We start from the raw sequence: 21,530 nt of genomic DNA on the forward strand, positions 1-21,530 counted from the left end.
ATAAATGAGGTGCGCGAGTGAGCATTATCCAGATGGAAGGATTGTCCAAAAGCTTCAAGTATTACGAAAAAGAATTGGGCCTCAAAAAATCGCTCAAAAATCTAGTGAAGCGCAAATCCCTGATCAAAGAAGCGGTTAGCGATATATCGCTTGTGATCGAGCAAGGCGAGATGGTCGGATTCTTGGGCCCGAACGGCTCCGGAAAAACGACTACGCTTAAGATGCTGTCCGGCATCTTGTATCCGACAAGCGGGCAGGCGACGGTATTAGGCTATGTCCCTTGGGAGCGAAAGAAAGAATTCAAGATGCAGTTCTCGATCGTGATGGGGCAGAAATCGCAGTTGTGGTGGGATCTGCCGGCGAATGAATCGTTGTACCTGAACAAATGCATCTATGAGGTCGAGGATAAGCCCTACAACCTTGTCCTGGATGAGCTTACGGAGATTCTAGACGTAAAGGACCTGCTCAACATTCAGGTGCGGAGGCTTTCGCTGGGAGAACGGATGAAGATGGAGCTTATTGCGTCGCTCATCCACCGGCCCAAGGTGATATTCCTGGATGAGCCTACAATCGGACTCGATCTGATTTCGCAGAAGCGCATTCGGGAGTTCCTGAAGTATTATAACCAGCAGACGAAGGCAACGGTCATTCTGACAAGCCACTACATGGCGGATATTGAGGATCTGTGCAAACGAACGATCATCATCAATCAAGGGAAGATCGTATACGACGGCGATCTCCGGCGTGTGAACGAGCTGTTCCATGCCAAAAAGATTATAAAGCTGCAATTTACGGACGAAGTACCGAGACAAGCGCTAAGCGACTATGGCGTTATTACTCAACATGACGGCCTGAATGCCGTTATGGAGATCGATAAGCATGACCTTCAGCGACTCTCCAAGATGATGCTGGACCGGTTCCCGATCCTTGATTTCACAGTTGAAGATATACCTGTCGAGCGAGGCATCGAAAGCTTATATCAGAAAGATGGGGTCAGACATGAAAGCCTTGCAGAAGTATAAAAGGACGTACATCCTTGCGCTTCAGAATGAGATGGAATATCGGACCGATTTCCTGATGAGTATTATCAGCGGCGGCTTCATCATACTCGTCCAATGCTTCCTCTGGACGGCCGTGTTTCGCAGTTCGCCGCAGGAGATTATTAACGGCTATTCGTATTCGCAGATCATCATTTATTCCGTGTTGTCCGGCGTCGTCTCCAAGCTGGTTTCTGCCGGCTTCGAAGGGGAGATCGCGAATGATATCAAGACGGGTGGACTGAGCAAATTTATCGCTCAGCCTATTCATTATTTCAGCTATCGGATATGCAATTTTTTCGGCGGGAAAACGGTTCAGACCGCGGTTGTCCTTGTCTTATTCGTCATCCTGATGATCGTGTTTACTCAGATTTGGGAGTTTCAGCTTAGAGTGGGGCAGATCGTTTTGTTCCTGGTCAGCATTCTGTTCGGACTGCTCATCAACTTCCTGCTTTTTTATTCGATTAGTGCGCTCGCGTTCATCATTACTGAGGTTTGGGGTGTTTATATCGCGTTCAACCAAGGCGTCTATCTGCTCAGCGGCGCCATCTTTCCGCTTAATATTTTCGGAGATACGTTTGCTAGAATTTCCAGCTATTTACCGTTTCAATATGTCGTATACTTCCCGGTTAAGATCATCAATGGGAGCTTGACGATTCATGAAATCGTGCCCGGGCTCCTCTTACAGGCGGTTTGGGTCATTGTGCTTATGATCATTTCCAAGTTGTCTTGGGATTCCGGGATGAAGAAATATGTAGCCGTTGGAGGTTAGATCTGTGAGTATCAGCTTGTCTGAGATTCGGAAGCATGTACGCATGTATTTTATTTTCGCAAAGAACAGCTTGGTCGGTTACATGGAATACAAAGCGAATTTCTACTCCGGTTTGATCATGGAGACCGTATTTCTGTTCACCAAGCTGATCTATATCGTCTTCGTTTACCAGCTCGGAATCGAAATCAATGGAATTTCTCCTGACCAGATGATGATCTTCACCGGGACTTATACGATTATGATCGCAATCTATACTGGACTGTTTATGGATAACTTTTATAGATTCGCCGGCCATATCCGCAACGGGACGCTGGACTTGTATATGACGAAGCCGCTATCGCTGCAGTTCATGATTTCATTACGGCACGTGAACTTCGCGTTTCCGATTCCGAACCTGATCGCCGGGATCACGATGATCGTATTGGCCTGGCAGCGGCTTGGCATCGAACCAAGCTTCATCCACTTGGCCGGATATATCGGCGTGATCTTGAGCAGCACGATCGTGACCTACTCGGTGCTTCTGCTTCCGCAGATTCTCGCCTTCTGGACGGTGAAGTCCGGTTCGATCTTCGACATACTGGACAAATGTTGGGATTTGAACAATATGCCAATGTACATATACCCCAAATGGCTGCGGAGAATAGGGCTGTATGTCGTGCCTATCTTGTTTATCACCAACATGCCATCGGTTTATTTGATCGACCGGTTGGACTTGTTCCTTGGGATATGGATTTTTGCAGCTCCTGTGATATCGCTTCTAGTGGTCAGGCTGTTCTGGAAGCTGGCCGTCAGACACTATGAGAGCGCCAGCAGTTAGAGAAATGCCCCAAAAAAATTGTTGAGAAGGTGAATCGGATGAACAGGATGGAGCACAAGAGCTTTTCACCGCAGACAGAAGCCACTGCCAAGAAGCGGCTGCACAACGGGATCGAAATCTATCAAAACAACGAAGGAGAAACCGAGTTCCTCTACAACGAGATTTTCCAGAAGGAGATGTATTTCAAGCACGGGATTACGCTCCCGGATCATGGCACGGTCATGGATGTCGGGGCTAATATCGGCATGTTCACCCTATATGTCAGCAGCAAGAGTAACTGCAGGGTATATGCCTTTGAGCCACTGCCTCCGACGTTTGAGCTCTTGAAGATGAATACGAGCTCGCTGCCTCGCGTAACTACGGTTAACGTCGGGCTTTCCAATGAGATCAAGGAAGCGGAGTTTGTCTATTTTCCTACGATGTCCACGGATTCTGTCCAGATCAAATACCGGGAGAACCACGATCAGGATCTCCGGTACGGGTTAATCAACCATTACCGGGATGACTTCGCCGACCCGCGCATGCTAAACCGGTTTGTCGATCATCTGATGTCGCCGAAGCTTCTGAATGAACAAATCCATCGATGCAAGCTAACTACGATCTCCGAAATGATCCGCTATTACGATCTGAACCAAATTGATCTGCTCAAAATCGACGTGGAAAAAAGTGAGTTCGAGGTACTGGAAGGCATCCATCCGGAGGATTGGGGCAAAATCAGGCAAATTGTAATGGAGGTACACGGACTGGACGGAGAGCAGATCAGCAGGCTCGAAAACATCTTCCGAACCAACGGCTTCAATGTCTCGATTGATTACTACGAAGATTTGAATATCCCAAATTACTATAATGTGTACGCGTTGAATCAAATGCACATATCGGCTGGGTGATAGTCATGCTACAGCATCTGCATGCAAGGTTGGTATGCTCCAGCTGCAAGGGTGTGCTGGTCCAGTCGGAGGCATTGCTGCAATGCTGCAGCTGCGATGCGGTATACACGATCGATGACCGTTATGTATCGATGCTCGACCGGCGTGAGCAGGTTGCCCACCCTTCCGATTGGAACCGGAAAGAGGCTGAAATTCAGGATTATAGCGAGATTTCGCACTCCCTTGCGCTGTCCGGTATAGGCCGATTCGCCACCTTTTTAAACTATGGTTACGTCCCGCACGGGAATGAGCAACATGCGGTGATCGAGCCCGACGATGCATGGAATAGAAACTCAGTCAAGCTGCTGCTTGAGACAGTGGGCAGGACGGCGATTCGGGAGCGGCAGGTAATCGACATCGGATGCGGCAGGGGAGGGAATATAGCAGCTTTGTATAAATATTTCAAGCCTCTGTCTATTGTCGGTCTCGACATCTGCCCTTCGAATATTGCGTATTGCAGTGCCAAATCCAGATGGGCTGAAGCTTTCTATCTCGTCGGAGATGCGGAGAATATACCGTTTGCAGACGAGAGCTTCGATGTTGTATTGAACATGGAATCCGCGCATGCCTATCCGAACCGATCACGCTTCTACGAAGAGGTGTACCGGATAATGAGAGTTGGCGGCGTATTTCTGTATACGGAGCTGATGCTGGGAGATCAGGTAGCGCAGAACGTCAGGCTGTTAGAGGAAGCAGGCCTGTCTGTAATCCGCAATCAGGATGTGACTTCGAATGTTCTTCTATCATGTGATGAGAATGCAAAGCAGCGTACGGGCACACAAGGGATTGCAAGCAACGTAGGCTCGGGTACGAATATTGGAGATATTAATGATTTCATCGCATTGCCCGGCTCGAAGAAATATGAAGAGATGAAGGCTGGAACGCGGCAATACCGTATGATGAACCTTGTTAAGCGGTAGTATAGCCGTAATATCGACAATAATTTTAGTATAGGAGAAATATTTTATGGATGAAATTATTTCCCTGGATACCTTTCAACCCTTCGATGGCATGATCAAAATGTTTCCTCATCATAATTTTCCTTATTTTAGTTGCGACTACAATTTGTTATTAACGCTTGCCAATTATTTCGAAAAAGCTGAGCTGCCGATTCTGAATAATGTCATTAGTATTTATAGATTTGATAAACAAAAAATACAAACAAGAGGATATTTCAAGTTAGAAGTGTTGAATCTCGAGGATGAAGAGAAGATACTTGAGGAAATGGGTATCTCTGTTCGTAGAACATCTCCTGCATTAGATACTTTACAAGATGAGATCATAAACTCTATTTCTAGGGGTCATCCGATTTCCATTTTTATTGATTTATTTTATCAACGCGGGAGAGACTTTTACTATAACAAAAAACATGGACTGCATCCTGTTTTTGTCTATGGCTTCAATCTTACGAACGGGGAAATTTATACGGTTGATGATATTACAGAATACAGACAATATTCTCTGCCATTTTCAGAATTTAAATTGTCTTGCCTGACTCCGGAACACGTAAAGATGCCAAATTACTTTTGGGAATATGCACTAGTGTCCCCCGCTGATCATGAGCTCTTGAACCATAAGAAGTCAGCACACACCAGCATCAATAGTTTTGTAGATAATATGTTCAGGTATCAAAACGAAATCACGGAAAGTTTGAATAATATATTGTTGTTGGCAGAAAATTACAAGCTCATTCTAACCAATGAAACGATTATAGAAACACTAAGCAGTACTATTTATAGAAAATGTTCTGAGAAATACAGGTTAAATACGCTCTATAAGTATAACCTTGATCATATCAATGCCAAAGATACGCTTGACCCGTTATTGGACCAAATTATTAATGACTGGAAGACAGTAAGGTTCTATTCGAATAAAGCCATCATGTCCCAAACGTTCACTGGGGAAATCATAGATAAGTGTATGGGTTTATTTACAAAAATATATAATAATGAAGTGCATTTTCATCATCAATTTTATTTAATGTTAGAGGCTGCAAGCGATTTAAGAACTATATGAGCAGTTTTCAATTTGAGGGGCAGAACTACAAAAACATTTAAAGGCCCGAGTTGTACTTGGACGACAGTGGTGAGAGTACCGTATAACTTCTTCTCACTGGATACTCCATACATGTGGAGTGCCTAATATTGATGGTTCTGAATGAATTGATGAGATGTGACAGTATTGCTCAAGCTACAAAGCGGTGGACCGTGCCACAAGTGACGGCTAAATTTTTCGAGCACAAATAATCGGCAGTCGTCTACATAACGTTGTTGTCACAAAACGATCCCTTATCTCGTTTTATATGCAAATAGAATAAGGGGTGGTTGTGTTGAAAGAATTGACATGCATCGTCATTGGCGGAGGATATGCGGGCATTAATGCAGTTAAAGCAATTCGGAAAACATTTAAGGGTCAAGCCAATAAACAAACACTCCGACTTATTTTAATCGATAAGAACCCTTATCACTTTCGCAAAGTATTGCTTTTTAAGCCCGCGGTCGGAGATGAAGAGATTACTATCCCTCTGACTAGGTTATTTCCCGAGGGGGTTGAATTCGTTCAGGCTACTGTAACGAAAATCGAATCAAGGGAAAGAAGGCTACTTTGTCAGAATGCTGAAGGAAATAAGAATTCGATAAATTATGATTTCCTCGTTTTGGCGTTGGGCAGCGTCGTGCGGCAACCCGACCCTGATCAAGGAGGTATGGCATTAGCGAGTTTAGACGCTGCGTGGAAGATCCGAGAGGCGTGGCGAGCAAACATAAAGAAGGCTGCTAAGGAAACAAACGCGAAAGAGCGTCAGAGATTAATGACCATTGGCGTTGCGGGAGCGGGCATAAGCGGCATTGAGACAGCTGCCGAACTGGCTCATTTCGTTCGAGAAGATGCGCAGCAATTGGGACTTGATCCGGGTGCTGTGAGGATAAAACTATTTAACGCGAACAAGGGGATTTTTCCGGAAGGCCCGGCTAAGGTAGGACTTAAACTGGAACGTTCACTTAACGCTTGCGGAGTAACTATCTTACATGGGAGCAGGGTGTTACAGGAGAAAGAGGGGACGCTAACCTTATCTAGCGGCGAAACGATGTCCGTCGGCCTATGTGTCTGGACGCTGGGGCTGTTACCCAATCCAATGCTGCAAAGCATCGGGTTGCCGGTCACTCCAGAAGGATACGTGATCGGCGCCCAGTACTTATCATCGGTATTCGTTATGCTTTGCTCTCGGTATTTATAGCTAATCTGGCAGGAATTATCATGATTATCTTGCAAAGCCGTTTTATCGGAGCTGGAGGTAATTTTATTGTACTACACGGAATTGGTCTTCACTCGTTGCAAACACTATTGTTACCGGCCTGGCTGCTGGAACATTCGAATCAACAGCAAGACAGACAGCGCCTGCTTCTGCATACAGGAAGCATAGCTTGGTTGACTGCTATTTTGTTTATAGCCGTTCAGACTAGTCTTGGCCGTTCTATGTTTGAAGTTGGTTTGTTTTCGATACTAGCCATCATCTGTTTACTTGTCTGGTTGCTCACTGCTGTTCTATCTCTAATGTATTGGGTTCGTTTCATGTTGAAACCTGAAAGGATGTTTTTTATTTGATAGGAATGTACAGGTCTATTTTGGAATCAGGATGATCATATCCTAAATATCGTTGATCGTATAGCTCAAAATCCTCCCGATCGTCCATTTCCTCTTTCGTGTTAAGGAACCACGTTCCCCAAATATAATGGAACGTTTGGGGAAGCGTGCGTAGTGTGCCAGTGTGAGTGAATATGGCGTAACGCCCCTCTGGAATTACCTTTTGCACAAATTTTGCAGGAAGTCCTTCAAAAGAATCCACTTCGATGCCAGCGATCTCCGTAAATAGCACCTCATCACTCATGGAGTACAGGCTGTTTTCATGACAGGCCTCGCAGATGCCAAATCCTCGTCCATTAAGTGAACGATTGGGAATTTGAGTAGAAATTTTGTTGAATTTCTTCCACAGCTCGTATAGTTTGTTATCCTTGAGCGTTGTTTCTCCACGTATTCCGGCGACCTTTGTCTCTGGGAGATTTACAATGGTAGGATGTACAGTAACATTACAAGTTAGATGCTCCAATAAATTAGCGTGCAGTTTAGTCTTGGAAGCAATGAAGGTGTCCAGTCGATTGATACGGTATTCCTGCGGGCTGACCTTATATATGAATTTAAACGCGCGGCTAAAAGACTCGGGGGACTCAAAGCCGTTGTCTAGCGCAACATCTATAATTCTTTTGTTTGAGTAAAGCAACGCCTTTGCAGCATTGGCCAGTCGACGCATCCTAATATAGCTGCCGATGCTTTCCCCTAATATAGTGGTGAATTGGCGGTTCAAATGATAGTAGGAATACCCTGCTGCCCTAGCAACATCCTCCACTTTAATCGCTTCGCCAAGCATGTCTTCAATATAGATTATCGCTTGCTCTATCGCCAGTCGATAGTCCAATTTGAATCCCTCCATCGGTCAACTGTTCAAAGGTTGATAATCGAACATAGCTTTGTCCGCTATCTCCATACAAATCTGGATACTTGTTGTGGAGTCTGGTAGAGCTTGCTTTAAATCATAAGTCTTCCAGCCATTTTCCGCTCTCCCGCCCCAACATAGCTCTATTATACCGTCTGCGGGGGAGAACACCATGCTTTTGGTTGTACCAAAGTAATCCTCATAATAATGACTGCACAGCCCATTCGGGTATTTGGACAACAGCATCTCCTTTAGATGTTCATTCGTCATAGCTGTTGCTCCTTTCAGTTGGGAAGCGATCCACTCCCCTCGCCGCAAAGAATGAGCGGCAGCCTGAGGCTCATAACGAACTAATGGTGGAAGAACTGGATGATTGGTAGCCCAGAGGAATTGCTCTTGCGAAGCTGGACTAATTTGCTTCGTTGCATGCATGCCGTCCATCGTTTCAAACAAGGCGGCATTCCCTTTTTTATCTAGCAGCATCAAATTGACATTACAGGCAATCGGCATCTCTTTCAAATAATAAAGTGATTCTTCGACATTTTTACAATTTTCCAGTAGCGCCCGAATGGCTGCCCAGAAATGTAATCCTTTTACTTTAGGTGCACGCAAAAAGGGCACAGCCCCAACAGGAAAGCCGCAAGCACTCATTGTAACAGCAAGTCCATGCTCATTAAAACCGTCGTCTCTCCCAAAACTCATTGTACTTGTGCCCATGTGTGTGTATTTACCTGTAACTAAGGTTCTGACTAACACAAAATCCTCTAACTTATGATTGAATTCATAGTTGCGAGCTAACAATGACTTGTTCTGTGCTGTCATACTTGGCAGCAAGGCAATCTGACTGCATCGCGGTAGCAGATACGTCATGGCGTAGTAAGCGATTTGCTCGGTATTAACTTTTAATGCATCGGCAAAGCCAACCATTTCTTCTGAAATGCCTGGGCACCACTCATCGAATAGTTTGACTGCGTCTTTATATTCTTTTAGACCAAAGCCTTCGAGTGTACGAGTGTAAGCAATCTTGAGCGCTGTATTTTCTGAAATAATGTTGCCTAGCTTATACCCAATTTCATAGCTTGTTCCTTTCAAATCTAGTGTATGAACGGAATGGGTTAACATACTGTCCCCCCCTTTTTTTCTATAGTTTAAGGTGGAAAGGGAAGCAGTGCATGATATTTTGTGCTGTTTTTTTCGCTCAATACCAAAATAGGTTAGAGCGGAAGGACAACTAAATCGGACATGTATTGGCGGAATAGCAAAGGGGGGCGGTCTATTAGAATTTAGCTGATATTCCATTACCACACCAGATCTTCTTTTTCCTGGCAGGATGAGCTGAGAAGTGTGTCCATTTTCGTAATATATTATAATGAATCGTGCATTTCCCGTATTTAGACTTTCCCTTCCAGTTGCTAATATGAAAGCTGTTACAGCCTAATCATCCGCTTTCGTGAATGCGTTTACAAACAATGTCTGCCATTAGGTTCAGAGGGAGGTGCGGGATTGACTGTCAAGCCAGACTTGGCGTAACCAAGGGTAAGAATCTCCATAAGAAAAGGAGTCAAACTTAGATGAACAGTAGAAAATATGTAGTCAGCATCTCCCGCCTTCTCGTTATCATCATGTTGTTCTCCATCTTCACGTATACTCCCGTCCCGGCTGCTGCGGCTGGAGAGGAACCGTCCGTTGAACTGAGCGACCTCATTGCTGAGGCCGAAGCTCTAAAAACCGGCAGTGCGGAGTTCCCGCTCCAAGTCAGCCAGTCTGTCTATGGTTCCGTCTACGGTTCTGATGTGAACCGGGCTTTGCCCTGGGTGCATGTAGACGAACTCCAAGCTCTTAATGATGCGCTTGAGCTTGCGCGTAATGCGAACACTCCGGCGGGCGAAGCTATTGCAACGCTGAAAGAAGCCATAATGAATTTCACTGCAAATATCAAATCAGACGGCTCCGATCCCTATTTCCGGCTTGATCCGGGTCCGGGTAAGGTTCCTGTAAAAGTTACCGCGCCTACGAATGCCTGGAAGGCAAGAACTCCGCTGGATAACCGTGTCCCGGCCGACTTTGCCGGTGGGACATTCAAGACGATCCCTTATCCTTTTGGAGATGCCCAAGGGAAAGCGGAAGTGCTCCAGATTAATTACGCCCATAACGGAAAAAGCACCTTCGGCGGCATCAGTCTGGAATCCCCGTTGTCCCCGGCCGTCAATGTCACAGCGGGTTCAACGATTGAATTCGATGTCTACTATCCGAAGAGTGCGCAAGGCAAATTCATGAGATGGAGAGTCAGAAATGCCAGCGATAACCTCGACAGCTACCTCAGGGAATACCAGTACAACAACTTGAATCCTGACTGGGTGGGCAGCTACAACGGCGAATCCTGGTTGAAGGCGCATCACAGTATTACCGCCTCAACGGGCAATTCCTCGAACTTCATTCTTGAGCTTCATGGGGAGAATGCCCGTCCTGAAGAAAACGGTATGCTGCTAGTCTCTAACATTGAGATTACCGCACCTGATCCGAAGGGTGTTGCGCTTCCGAGCGTAGTCAATAAGGAACACCAGAGTGTCGTAGCGCCTCTAAAGAGTCTGTACAATAAGGAGAATGGCCTGTTCATGGTCGGCGCGATCGGTACCGGGCCCGTAACCGGAACGAGAGCCAATCACTATGAGATCTTCGTCGACGGCAACAATCTGAAGGCCGAGGGTACGCATCCCCGTGGCCCGGAATGGCTGAAGAACGTGAACGGAGAGGCGCTGAACGGCGCAACCACTGCCCCTGGCTTAGCGGAGTATAGCTTCCCTACCAACTCTTATCAGGCGATCAGAGATTCTGGAACTCCCGGGCAGTACAAGTCTCACGGCCATGTTCTGGCATGGTATAACCAGGCCCCTGGTTGGATGGCGCAGATGATTCCTGCGAACCTTCCTTCCGGTTATAACGGCTCTGCCAATTTCTACGGACTGGGTAATGGCGTTACAACCACGGTTAAGGTAGACAAAGAAATGGCGAGAAGAGTGCAGTTCAACCATACGATGTATGTGATGCGGCACTTCCTGACCACAGATACTAAGTACGGCTCAAGCGAATCCCGTGGCGTCATTCCCTTCAATTCCTGGGATGTACTCAACGAAGAGGTTCACGAGAGCCGTCATAGCGAACTTATCCTTGAGGATCCGAACAGCTGGAGAACGAGCCTGAAGCATACCAACTGGCTTGTTGCCATGTCAGATGATGAGATTGGCGGCGACATCACCGATCATTACGTATACCTGCTGTTCAAAAACGCGCACATCGCGGCCCCCAACGCCAAGATGGCGGAAGCTTACAAAGCCAATTACGCTGACCTTCCAGAGTACATGAAGTTGGATGGACACGATACTAAAGGCAGCATTGACAGTTACATCGTTGACAATCCTCCGAAGCTGACCTACAACGATTACGGGGTTGCCACCCGCAGTAAAGCTAGAACCGTATATAACATGGTTCTTGAATTAAATACCGCATGGCGCTCCGATCCGCTGTATGACGGAAGACCCCTGATCGAAGACATCGGAATCCAGGGACATGACGCGGTGGGTAAGACCCTTGCCAGCGACAACCAATATGCGATGGCCCTTTATGCCTCTCTCGTTGACCGGGGGCTGCTGTCGGGTATTACCTATTCTGAGCTTGACCTTAAGGTGCCGACCGATGCTCCAGGAGGAGGCGCAACTGCTCCAGCAGCGCTTAATGTCAGACAGTCGGACGCCCTTGGTTATCAGTACGCGCTGCTGTACAAAATGTTCAACAAGTTCGCCCCTTATATTGATCACATCATCAGTTGGGGCGTAACCGGTTCCGGATGGCAGGGAAGCTATGTCCTGTTTGACGGTCAGAGTAATGCAAATGCCGGGTACTATGGTGCTATGAAGCCGGACCGGTTCATTCTGGGACATTCGTATCTGGATGATTACTTTGCAGGCGAATATCAGACTATTCAGAATAATAAAATCGACCTTGGCGATCTTGGAGTCTATACACCTAATAGTGTGAATGCAGACCTCAGCAGCCTGACACTAAGTGCGGGAACACTCGAGCCTGTATTCAACGCAGCAACCACAGAATACGAGGTGTCCCTGAAGGATGCCGGCAGCATTACTGTGACAGCAGCAGCGGCAGACAGCAGGTCAACCCTTAAAGTGAACGATAAGGTGGTTGCCAGCGGTACAGCTTCCGAAGCTATAGCGCTGACACCTGGCACAACAACAGATATAAAGATTGAGGTCACAGGGGCAGACGGCAGGGTCAAGACGTATACCCTGAAAGTAACCAACAGCAAGACGGAGACTCCGTCCACTCCGGAACCAGGAACACCATCTGCAACACCTGAACCAGCAACACCAGCACCTGCAACGCCTGCACCTGGTGGAACCTATTCAACGTCTGCACCTGTTGCATCTGCAACACCTGCACCAGCAGCACCTGTTGTAGAAGGACAGAAAGTAACCATGCAGGCAACAGTGAGCAATGGAACCGCAATGGTTAAGGTAGCAGATCTGGCAAAAGCAAAGGAACTCATCGAGAAAAATGTGACGCTGGACATCCCTGCCGTGCAAGGAGTGAAATCATACTCGGTAGGCTTGCCTGCTGCAGCACTGACCGGCGGAACCAAGGATAACAAACTGACCATTTCGACCGAATTCGGTCAGGTCGTTATTTCCGGTAATATGTTGACAGGCACACCTGAAAGCAGCGGCAAGGAAGTATCGCTGGAGATTGGAAAAGGTGACAAGTCGGGGCTCCCGGCGGAAGTAAAGGCGGCTCTAGGCGATAGACCGATCATTCAGCTTAGCCTTAAGACGGACGGAAAAGAAACGGCCTGGAGCAATCCTGGTGCACCTGTTACCGTATCCGTACCTTACCAGCCGTCTGCGGATGAATTGAAGAATCCTGAACTGATTATTATCCGGTATATTGACGTAAATGGAAATGTTCTAACCGTACCGAGCGGACGTTATGATTCCAAGACCGGTATGGTAACCTTCACAACTACTCATCTCGGCGATTTCGCAGTAGCTTATGTATCCAAGACATTCACAGATCTCGGAAAGGCAGCATGGGCGAAGAACGCGGTCGAAGTCCTTGCATCCAAGGATATTCTCAAGACTGAGGGCGGTGAATTCCATCCGTCAACCGAGATCACCAGAGCAGATTTCCTGTACTCCCTCGTCAGGGCACTTGGCTTGACTGCGAAGGTAAATGGAAACTTCAGCGATGTACAGGAGAATGCTTACTACTATAATGAGATTGGAATGGCCAAAGCGCTTGGGATTACGAATGGCCTGGACAACGGCAGCTTCGGCAGCGCTCTTAAGATCACCAGACAAGACATGATGGTGTTGACCGAGAGAGCCCTGAAGCTGGAGAAGAAGCTGAATAGCCAGGGGACGGCTGCGGATCTGGAGAGATTCTCCGACAAGTCCAAAGTGGCTTCCTATGCGGTGAACAGCGTAGCCGCCATGGTGAAGGAAGGGCTCATCGAAGGCAGCGGCAACAAGGTCAATCCGGCTGGCAACACCACTAGAGCAGAAGCTGCTGTATTCCTCTACAGGTTGTATAATAAGTAAGAGAGCCGCATAAGAATGACGGAAACCGTGACAGCTATTGCTGGCGCGGTTTCTGTTGAATCCGCTACGTACACAGGTGTTAACATCCGTTAACGTCTGTGGTATAGTAAAAGCAGAACGGGCGTACAATGCTAAGAGAGCCGTGCTCCAACACGACTCTCTAGAGCAATAGCCGCTTTTAAGGGCGGTAGGCCTCAGGCAAATAGGATACACAAATAGACCGCATACCTTTGCGAGGAGGGCGGTCTATTTGCGTTTATTGGACAGCAGCGCTACGATAAGCGAACCAAAGGTTAGCATAAGCATCATTGCTTCAAACACTGTCACAAGGCATCCCTCCCTTCTGAGAGAGGTAGCCGACCGACCCTTTAAGCCTATTCTATTGCTCAATAAAATACACAAAGAGCAGCCCCCAATACGGGAGCTGCTCTTATTTGTGTTTGTTCTTACAAACCGCCGTCGGAACACAACCTACAACTTCTCCAGCAGCTCAGTATAGTAGCCGTTACCGTTCCGCTTATCCAGCTTCTCCGCTGTGGCGAGAGCCAACTGCTGGAAGTACTTCGCAAGCGAAGCGACGTCTTCGGACTGGCGCTCACACGGGTGCCCGGCTGGAAGCTTGACCTGGAAGCGGATGGATTCTTCCGCCAGACGGCGGAACATTTTGGCGGAGTAGGCATTGAAGATCATCTGATCGGCCGGGTTCTCATGATCGAGCGAGGAGGCGATATACTCTTCAAAGACCTCCAGCGCCTTGACCGGATCGGTCAGGGTCAGGTAACCAATATGCTCTGCCTGGTGATACAGGAAGTCGCGGTTTCCTTTTACCAGCTTATAGCCTTTCTTCTGAAGCTTATCCGCTTCCGCTTGGCGGCCCAGCCGCAGGAGAGGGAACAGCACCTTCGTAATGGTCACATGCGGGACCTCACCGCAGGTCATCCGGCCCTTGAGAATAGGCTCGGCTGCCTTCACGGTTGCTTCGTCGTCTCCCTGCTTCGCCAGGAACTCGACCAGGCCATGCTGCTCACAAGCCTCACAATCGCTCATCTCGTCCCGGTCCATGGTCTGTACAATCGCCCATTCGGCCTCTGAAGCTTCCAGCTCCCCGAAATCTTCGAGGATATTCGCCCGGTAATAGTGATAGGTCCGGCTGCTGTAGCCTTCGGCTGCATAGCGGGCCTTCATGTCCTCCAGCAGGTTCTCAATCTGAGTGCGGCTGATATCTGCAAAAGCAGTGATGCGGTCCAGCACCCACTTGTACGACCACATCAGACTGTAATCATCGAACCGGCCCGGGTTCTTGTCATACTGTCCCAGCTGCCACGAGAAGGCGACCAGCGCCTTCATCGGATACCCGTGGAAGCTGCCCAGCTCTACGATTTCGCTGCGGGCCTCATAGCCCTGGTCGATATCTCCTGCGGCATCTGCTACCCGTACCGCCTGCTCCAGCAGCGCAAGCTTAGCATTGCCTCCGGGCAGGCCATAGGCTTCTTCCATCAAATCGTCGAAATCCATCTCAGTAAGATTCATCTATTCGTCTCCTCCTGTGGCTTGATTAGCCGTCAATCCCCAATCTATAAATTGAATAATGCCCTGGTTCAGCAGCGCGATCTCCTGGCGGTTCATCGGATAATGTCCCATCATCAGCGCATTGCAGTACAGCATCTCGACAATGGAGGGCAGCATCTTCTGGTTCGCCTGATGAAATGCCCGCCCGATGACAGGATTATTCAGGTTGAAGTAGAGTGTGGCGTATGCCGTCTCCTTAAGCGAAGCGCCCAAGCTGCCCAGTACGGAGGCCAGGGCATCGGTGCTCACTTCTTTGGTTGCTTCCATTACACGCCACTGGGCGGACTCCTCAGACAGTGTGTAGAGGACAGGAATCTCCTCTGGCTTGAAGCGGCGCAGCTGCACCTGGCAGCGGAACTTTTGGAGCACACTGTCTGCTAATCTTACGGATTCGTAGTAGTCCAGCCGCTCTTGAGGAGTGATATCGGTGAAGGATAACGACACCTCCTCCGGCAGCAGCCGTTCCGTCTGCACATCCGGGTCAATGAGCGGAAGCTGGGACAGCAGCTCGGCATCATAGATATACCCGCCGTTCACCACCAGCATGGATTGGGCCGAAGCCACGTGAGTAATCTGGCGGTATTCGTCCAGCGTGGCCGTGAAGTACAGGGGAGGCTGCTGCTTCAGCTCGCCAAGCGTCTTTCTGCCATACGTGCTCTCAAACGGCAACCACTCGTGAATGATAGAATAGAATGATGAATCTTCCACAGCGAGCGCCTTCATCGATAAGGCGTGCAGTGAAATGATCGATTGCAGGCGGTCCGGGTCGTACTCGGCCATCCGCATCAATTCCTGACGAATGGCATTCCCGAGCTCTTCCCGCACCTGCTCCAGCTGGGCATTCTCGTAGAAATGCTCCCGGGAAGCGGTCGGCTGCAGCTCATCGGTCCAGATCAGGCATTTCACGAAGAAGGCCCAGTCCGGCAGGATATTGCTGGCAGCTTCGGAGACCAGCATGTGCTTCAGGTATACCCGGTGATTGCGCTTCGCGTTCAGGTTCACCGCGTGCGGCAGAATGAAGGCGATGCCTCCCGTCCGGCCCGAGGCGGTGTGCAGGGGGATGAAATCGCGGAACGTCTCTCCCAGCACCTGCTTACCGAAGGACAGCACCTCGTCACGATGCTTCCGGGCCAGCTGCGGATCTTTGACCCACGGCGGGGTCAGCGGATTAATCAGGCGGGTGTTACGGTCCGACACCAGCTGGATCGGATAAGGCAGCAGAGCGCCGTAATGGAACAGCCCTTCCTGCAGATTGCTCTCCTCGAAGTAAGCTTCGGACCCTTCTTTACAACGCAAAAAAACCTTGGTGCCCGGAGCGTGCTCCCCTTCGAGCTTGCGGATCGTATAGGTGCCGTCCGGCTTCCCGCGCCATTCCAGTGCAGGGCCGCCCTTGGCGGACTGGGTAACCATAACGATATCGTCACTCACCATGAAGCAGGACAAGAGCCCGATGCCGAACCGCCCGATAAAAGAGGTGTTGGTCGACAGAAAATCTTCGCCCCGCTTGGAGGATTGTCCGATCATGGCCAGGAACTCATGAATCTCTGCCTCGTTTAACCCGATTCCGTTATCTTCTACCAGTAAGGTCGCCCCGGTAGAGGTTCCGCTTACCTCGATATGAACTTTGCCTTCGTAGCCCGCTGGGGAATAGGCCTGGCGTGCAGTAATCGCGTCGATGCCATTCTGGAGCAACTCCCTTAAGAATACCTTCGGACTGCTATACAAATGGTTAGACAAAATGTTGATCATACCGCTTAGGTTGACCTGAAAGCGATAAGTATCCTGGTTCTGATTCTCCATCTTTGTTCTCCTATTCTGTAATCAATTGATATGTAGACAGACACAACTCTATGTATTACCCAGAAGCCGCATTATAAGAAACAGATATTCCCAATCCTCCCGTTTTCCCTGCCTTGAAAATACAAAGAAACCCAAGGTCTTGATTCACCTGGGCTTCCCGCCAATCTATTCTTAGTCCGCCATCTTCACCGCACAGACCCGCAGCCGCCGGTAGTCGGCGATCCATTGGCCCTGCCGGTAATGCTCCGGACGCAGCTGCTCTTCCGCTTCGCGATAGATCGCAGTCTTGTCTTCTGCATTGACATCGTAGAAGAAGTCATCGGCCATCATGTCGAGCCAATCCCGGATTCCGCTCTCCCCCTGCAAGGGAGTCGGCCGTTCGAAATGCTGGGCCAGCGTGACGAGGAAGCCATGCGCCTCCAGCACTGCCGTATATTCTCCGATGGTGGGGAAGTACCATGGATTGCGTCCCTGCGGATCATAGCCATGCGCGGACAGTGCGGCCTCGGTCGCATTCACCAGCGCGGCAACGTTGCGGTAGCCGCCGAATTCGGCGACGAACCGTCCGCTGGTCCGCAGTGCGCTTTCTACCGTCACGACAACTGCGTGTGCGTCCTTCATCCAGTGCAGCGCAGCGTTAGAGAACACCGCATCGAAGGTCCCGGAGGTCCGGTATGTGTAAGCATTCTGGGTGCTCAGATTCAGATGCGGGTACTTGGCACGGCCGCGTGCAATCATCTCGGCCGACAGTCTCCGCTCCAGCGGCTGCAATCTTAGCCGTCAGGTCGGCTGTCCCGCAGCCGATATCCAGCACGCGTTCACCGGGCTGAGGCTGGAGCAGCGAGAGGACATCGCCACCCAGCTTGGAGACGAAATCCAGTTTGTGATCATACGTGTCTGCCTGCCATTGGTTATTGGAAGCCGGCTCTAATACACCAGCACGCCTGCATCCAGCACGGACTTGTTCGCCACGGAATTGCCAGTCAGGAATACCTGTTGCAGCTTGGGCAGCTTGCTCAGAAGCTCTATATTGGAAATCGCATTGTTCTCCAGATGAAGCTCTTCGATGGCCTGCCACTTGCTCATGAACGCAAGAGAAGCCAGGTTGTTGTCCTGCAGGGTGAAGGAACGCAGGGCAGTCAGGCCCGCGAAGTAAGGCATCACCTGGTCAACCTCACTAACGGAGTTGTTATTCATGGAGAAGTATGGCCGGCCCAAGGTCAGATGCTCAAGCACACTATTCGTTGCTGCTGTCTGCTTGAAATTCAGGCGGCATTCCGAGCACACCAGCGTGTTCACCTGCTTCAGACGGAATAAGGCATCGCTCTCCATATACAGCGACGAGTCGAAGATGCTTAGCTTCTGTAGACGTGGCAATTTGTCGAGGGCAGCCAGACCAGCCATTTCATCGACTCCCCAGAGGGACAGCTCCCCAAGCTCAGGGAATTTCTTCAGCTCAGCCATATTAAGCTCCCCGCTTCCGCCCCGGAGTGTCAGATCTGTTACCGCAGGGGCCTTCAGCCCGGAGAGGAAGGAAGCTGGGATTTCCACCCGTTTGACGCCCGGCAAAGTAAGGCTGTCTGGTTGCTCGTAATAACCGTCCAAGGTGAATTCCCGCAGCGAGGACAAGCTATTCACGGCCTTTACCGAGCCAAGCTGGCTTAAGGAAGCCAGGCGGAGCGAGGTAATAGAGGTTTTGCCGGCCAGACGCTCCAGGCTGGAGAAATTCACATTTTCGAGATCAAGCGTCTGCAGTGCAGGCATGTTCTGCAGGAAGTCGATCGACTTCACATTGGATAAATAGGAAAGCTTAAGCTCCTGGAGCCCGGTTAAGGCGTATAACGGCTGCAGATCTGTGGTTTCACTGTGGTAGATAGCCAGAGAAGACAGCCCGGTCATGGACGATAACCACCCCAGGTCATTGACGAAGGTAAGGGACAGGGACTTCAGCGGCAGCTTATTAAGCAGATGCAAATCCGTTATAGACTCATCCACATAGGTAATGGAGAGTGAGCTTAGATTGGGAAATTCCAGCAGCAGGGCCACTTCCTGATTACTGCGCAGCTGAGTGGACAGCTCCGTAATTTTAGATTTATCGCCGAAGTAGCCGGAGAAGGCGCTGAAGGATTCGTTGAAGGCGCCGCCATAGCTTTTTAATCCGGGCATATGGGCAAGAGTTGTCTGGTCCGCCTGGTTGATCTCGTAGGTATTCGTCAGGTTCAGTGCCGTCAGTCCCTTGAAGGCTTCGAAATCCCGTTGATCAATCCGCTGGGCATTCAGCCGCTTGTCCTGGGTCACATAAGTAAGCTTCTCGGCCTGTGCATCGCTGAAGGGATCGGAAAAGCTGTAAGTGAACTGCCACTGGTCATTCTTCGAACGCTCCACAGTTAAATAACGCAGTGAGGCCAATTCCTCCTCTGTAGGCATGGCAGAGCCTTTACCCAGGGTCTCCCGCAGGAAGGTGAGCAGGACCTCGCTTTCGGGCATCGTCCGTACAGACAGATTAGCCTTGGTTGCCTGCTGCGGAGAGCTGAGGCCGTAATAGAAATAAGTACCGATGGCCCCGCCCAGCACCAGCAGCAGAACCAACACCAGCCTAATGGGGATAGAGACGGAGACGGGTGGCTTCGGCGCGGCCTTGGGAGGGGGTGCCCCGTGATAATGATTAATGGTCTGATCCACATAGTAGACATTATTTTGCTTGAGCAGAAGCTCAGTCTGGCAATAAGGGCACTTGAGGATGGTGCCTTCCTTATATTCAATTCTTCCGCTGCAATTGGGACAATTTAACGGGATAAATGCCACGGGCTGCCGCCTCCTTCATGATGTGATGATGAAATTGCGCCGGTATCACTTGAATTAACTTATCGGAATTTACGTGAGTTACGCTGATTTGTTCCATTATTCTCTGGAGAGAAGCTGATAATTTGATTCTATATGAACAAATGCTCAGAACACAACAATTGTTAAAAAGGAGAATCAAGCCGTTAAGATTAGGTTGACATCTGGGACGGTTTATATATATCATCTGATATATATCATGAGTTATGTATTTAATGCTCTATTTCAGGAGGAAGCCCGTGGCACCCAAAAAAAAGTTCACCAAAGAACAAATCATCGATGCGGCGTTCGAGATTGCGAGGACCGAAGGAGTGGACGCCGTGACCATCCGTAAGGTGGCCGAGAAGCTGGGAGGCTCTATCGCCCCCATCTATGTCAATTTCAAAGAGGCTGGCGAGCTGGTGGAGGAGGTATTCCAGAGAACGCTTACGGTGAGCAGACAGATTCTGCTGGAGCAGAACTCCGGGCATCCGTTCCATGATATCGGGGCGGCCAGCATCCGTTTTGCCAGAGAGTATCCGGTGTTGTTCCGGGATCTGGTGATGAAGAAGAATGATCAGGCGAAGTACAATGAGGCAGAGACGCAGGGATTCATTCAGATGATGCGAACGGACCCGGATCTGAATGGATTAACCGATGATGAACTGGGGATGATTTTGCTCAAGATGAAGATGTTCCAGGTCGGGATGAGTGTAATGGTTGCGAACGAATTACTGCCGGACCATTATACGGAGGAGCAGATGATTCAGCTATTGAACAGCGCGGCAGAGGATGTCATCAGCACAGCGAAGCGTAGCTCGGAGAAATCTTGAACCCGGAGGGGATGATCATATGACAGCAGGCAGAACAAAGCTCAGTCTTCTAGTGTTCATCGTTATTGTGCTGGCGTGCGGCTGGATTGGGGTATGGGTGGATACGAAGCTGCCGGATCAGCCGGAAGGGAATTCACCGGGAATGGGCTTGTGGCTCATTTTTCCGGTGATCGCAATGCTCGTGCTGCGGCTGGTGAACCGCGATTGGAAGGATATGGGCGTAAGGTTCAATTTTAGAGAAAATAGGAAGTGGTACGGCGCAGCCATTGCCATCTATCCGGTAATCATGGCGATTGTGGTGGGGCTTGCTCTGCTATTCCATAGCGCCAGCACTTCAGAGGCCGAACTACATACTATTCTGTCATTGGTTGGGATATCGCTCGCAGGCAGCTTTGTTAAGAACATCTTCGAGGAGTTCGCCTGGCGCGGCTATCTGACTCCGAAGCTGATTGAGCTGAAGCTGAATGACTGGATGATCTATCTCGTATCCGGTCTGGTCTGGGCGCTGTGGCATACGGCTTATTATCTGGTCTTCCTGCCGGATACTTACTTCGGGACAACCACGAGATGGGGCTATGTCGTCATAGGCTGTGTGCTCATGGTTGCTTGGTCCATCATGTACGTTGAAATCTATCGTCTTACGCAATCGGTGTGGCCGTGCGTACTCATGCACGCAGTGGAGGATGGCGTGCCTACCTTGCTGGTATCGGTTGCGGGGATCATTACATTCACGCCGGCAGGCGAACTGTGGTTTAGCCCGACCACCGGCGTGTTTACAACGATTCTGTTCATCGGATTCGGCTTATGGCTCAGATCTAGACGATTGAAGCGCTTTGCAGATAGATAAACTTGGTGAAG

The 21,530-nt window shown here is 49.4% G+C and carries 19 protein-coding genes; 12 read left to right on the forward strand and 7 right to left on the reverse strand.

Going from position 1 to position 21,530, the window contains the following annotated elements; all coding sequences use genetic code 11:
* The first annotated feature begins 17 nt into the window (after nt 1–17).
* From MKY86_RS01955 to MKY86_RS01990, 8 genes are all read left to right on the forward strand, one after another.
* Nucleotides 18–1,022: an ATP-binding cassette domain-containing protein gene (locus tag MKY86_RS01955; RefSeq protein ID WP_143803772.1), complete on the forward strand. Its 1,005-nt coding sequence runs from the start codon at nt 18–20 to the stop codon at nt 1,020–1,022.
* Entirely contained in the window at nt 1,000–1,809 is an 810-nt protein-coding gene (locus MKY86_RS01960; protein WP_076080235.1) for an ABC transporter permease, read from the forward strand. Before MKY86_RS01955 ends, MKY86_RS01960 begins: the two co-directional genes overlap by 23 nt.
* A gap of 4 nt (nt 1,810–1,813) precedes the next feature.
* Complete coding sequence (locus MKY86_RS01965; RefSeq protein WP_083685317.1) at nt 1,814–2,626, forward strand: ABC-2 family transporter protein; 813 nt, start codon at nt 1,814–1,816, stop codon at nt 2,624–2,626.
* A 38-nt stretch (nt 2,627–2,664) separates the two neighbouring features.
* Entirely contained in the window at nt 2,665–3,513 is an 849-nt protein-coding gene (locus MKY86_RS01970; protein WP_076080239.1) for an FkbM family methyltransferase, read from the forward strand.
* 5 nt (nt 3,514–3,518) lie between these two features.
* Nucleotides 3,519–4,472, forward strand: a complete 954-nt coding sequence (locus tag MKY86_RS01975) for a class I SAM-dependent methyltransferase (RefSeq protein ID WP_076080241.1) — start codon at nt 3,519–3,521, stop codon at nt 4,470–4,472.
* Between the two features lie 46 nt (nt 4,473–4,518).
* Complete coding sequence (locus MKY86_RS01980; RefSeq protein WP_076080243.1) at nt 4,519–5,568, forward strand: hypothetical protein; 1,050 nt, start codon at nt 4,519–4,521, stop codon at nt 5,566–5,568.
* Between the two features lie 313 nt (nt 5,569–5,881).
* Nucleotides 5,882–6,787, forward strand: a complete 906-nt coding sequence (locus MKY86_RS01985) for an NAD(P)/FAD-dependent oxidoreductase (protein ID WP_076080245.1) — start codon at nt 5,882–5,884, stop codon at nt 6,785–6,787.
* 20 nt (nt 6,788–6,807) lie between these two features.
* Nucleotides 6,808–7,155, forward strand: coding sequence for a hypothetical protein (locus MKY86_RS01990; RefSeq protein WP_076080247.1), 348 nt, complete (start codon nt 6,808–6,810; stop codon nt 7,153–7,155).
* Here MKY86_RS01990 and MKY86_RS01995 read toward each other — a convergent pair.
* Nucleotides 7,148–8,023, reverse strand: coding sequence for an AraC family transcriptional regulator (locus tag MKY86_RS01995; RefSeq protein ID WP_076080249.1), 876 nt, complete (start codon nt 8,021–8,023; stop codon nt 7,148–7,150). The two genes, MKY86_RS01990 and MKY86_RS01995, sit on opposite strands and share 8 nt — an antisense overlap.
* Nucleotides 8,024–8,041: 18 nt before the next feature.
* The gene (locus tag MKY86_RS02000) at nt 8,042–9,163 is read right to left on the reverse strand and encodes a C45 family autoproteolytic acyltransferase/hydolase (protein WP_076080251.1); all 1,122 of its coding nucleotides are present in this window, start codon (nt 9,161–9,163) and stop codon (nt 8,042–8,044) included.
* A gap of 449 nt (nt 9,164–9,612) precedes the next feature.
* Here MKY86_RS02000 and MKY86_RS02005 point away from each other — a divergent pair, with 449 nt between their 5' ends.
* A complete protein-coding gene (locus tag MKY86_RS02005; protein WP_076080253.1) occupies nt 9,613–13,650 on the forward strand; it encodes an S-layer homology domain-containing protein in 4,038 nt (1,345 codons plus the stop codon).
* A gap of 246 nt (nt 13,651–13,896) precedes the next feature.
* On the opposite strand, the gene MKY86_RS34130 is transcribed toward MKY86_RS02005, so the two are convergent.
* The 4 genes from MKY86_RS34130 to MKY86_RS02020 form a co-directional block, all read right to left on the reverse strand.
* Complete coding sequence (locus MKY86_RS34130) at nt 13,897–14,118, reverse strand: putative holin-like toxin (protein ID WP_445669890.1); 222 nt, start codon at nt 14,116–14,118, stop codon at nt 13,897–13,899.
* Between the two features lie 3 nt (nt 14,119–14,121).
* Complete coding sequence (locus MKY86_RS02010; RefSeq protein ID WP_076080255.1) at nt 14,122–15,180, reverse strand: hypothetical protein; 1,059 nt, start codon at nt 15,178–15,180, stop codon at nt 14,122–14,124.
* Nucleotides 15,181–17,019, reverse strand: a complete 1,839-nt coding sequence (locus tag MKY86_RS02015; RefSeq protein WP_076080257.1) for an HSP90 family protein — start codon at nt 17,017–17,019, stop codon at nt 15,181–15,183.
* A 171-nt stretch (nt 17,020–17,190) separates the two neighbouring features.
* Nucleotides 17,191–17,757, reverse strand: coding sequence for a methyltransferase domain-containing protein (locus MKY86_RS02020; protein ID WP_340825881.1), 567 nt, complete (start codon nt 17,755–17,757; stop codon nt 17,191–17,193).
* Here MKY86_RS02020 and MKY86_RS02025 point away from each other — a divergent pair.
* The gene (locus tag MKY86_RS02025) at nt 17,735–17,950 is read left to right on the forward strand and encodes a hypothetical protein (protein ID WP_340825883.1); all 216 of its coding nucleotides are present in this window, start codon (nt 17,735–17,737) and stop codon (nt 17,948–17,950) included. The two genes, MKY86_RS02020 and MKY86_RS02025, sit on opposite strands and share 23 nt — an antisense overlap.
* Here MKY86_RS02025 and MKY86_RS02030 read toward each other — a convergent pair.
* Entirely contained in the window at nt 17,947–19,824 is a 1,878-nt protein-coding gene (locus MKY86_RS02030; protein WP_076080259.1) for a leucine-rich repeat domain-containing protein, read from the reverse strand. The genes MKY86_RS02025 and MKY86_RS02030 overlap by 4 nt on opposite strands.
* A 275-nt stretch (nt 19,825–20,099) precedes the next feature.
* Between MKY86_RS02030 and MKY86_RS02035 the strand changes: the two genes are divergently transcribed.
* A complete protein-coding gene (locus MKY86_RS02035; RefSeq protein ID WP_076080261.1) occupies nt 20,100–20,672 on the forward strand; it encodes a TetR/AcrR family transcriptional regulator in 573 nt (190 codons plus the stop codon).
* A 19-nt stretch (nt 20,673–20,691) separates the two neighbouring features.
* Complete coding sequence (locus MKY86_RS02040; protein WP_076080263.1) at nt 20,692–21,519, forward strand: CPBP family glutamic-type intramembrane protease; 828 nt, start codon at nt 20,692–20,694, stop codon at nt 21,517–21,519.
* The last annotated feature ends 11 nt before the right edge of the window (nt 21,520–21,530 follow it).

The organism is Paenibacillus sp. FSL R7-0333 (assembly GCF_038000365.1).
Taxonomy (GTDB): domain Bacteria; phylum Bacillota; class Bacilli; order Paenibacillales; family Paenibacillaceae; genus Paenibacillus_AQ; species Paenibacillus_AQ silagei.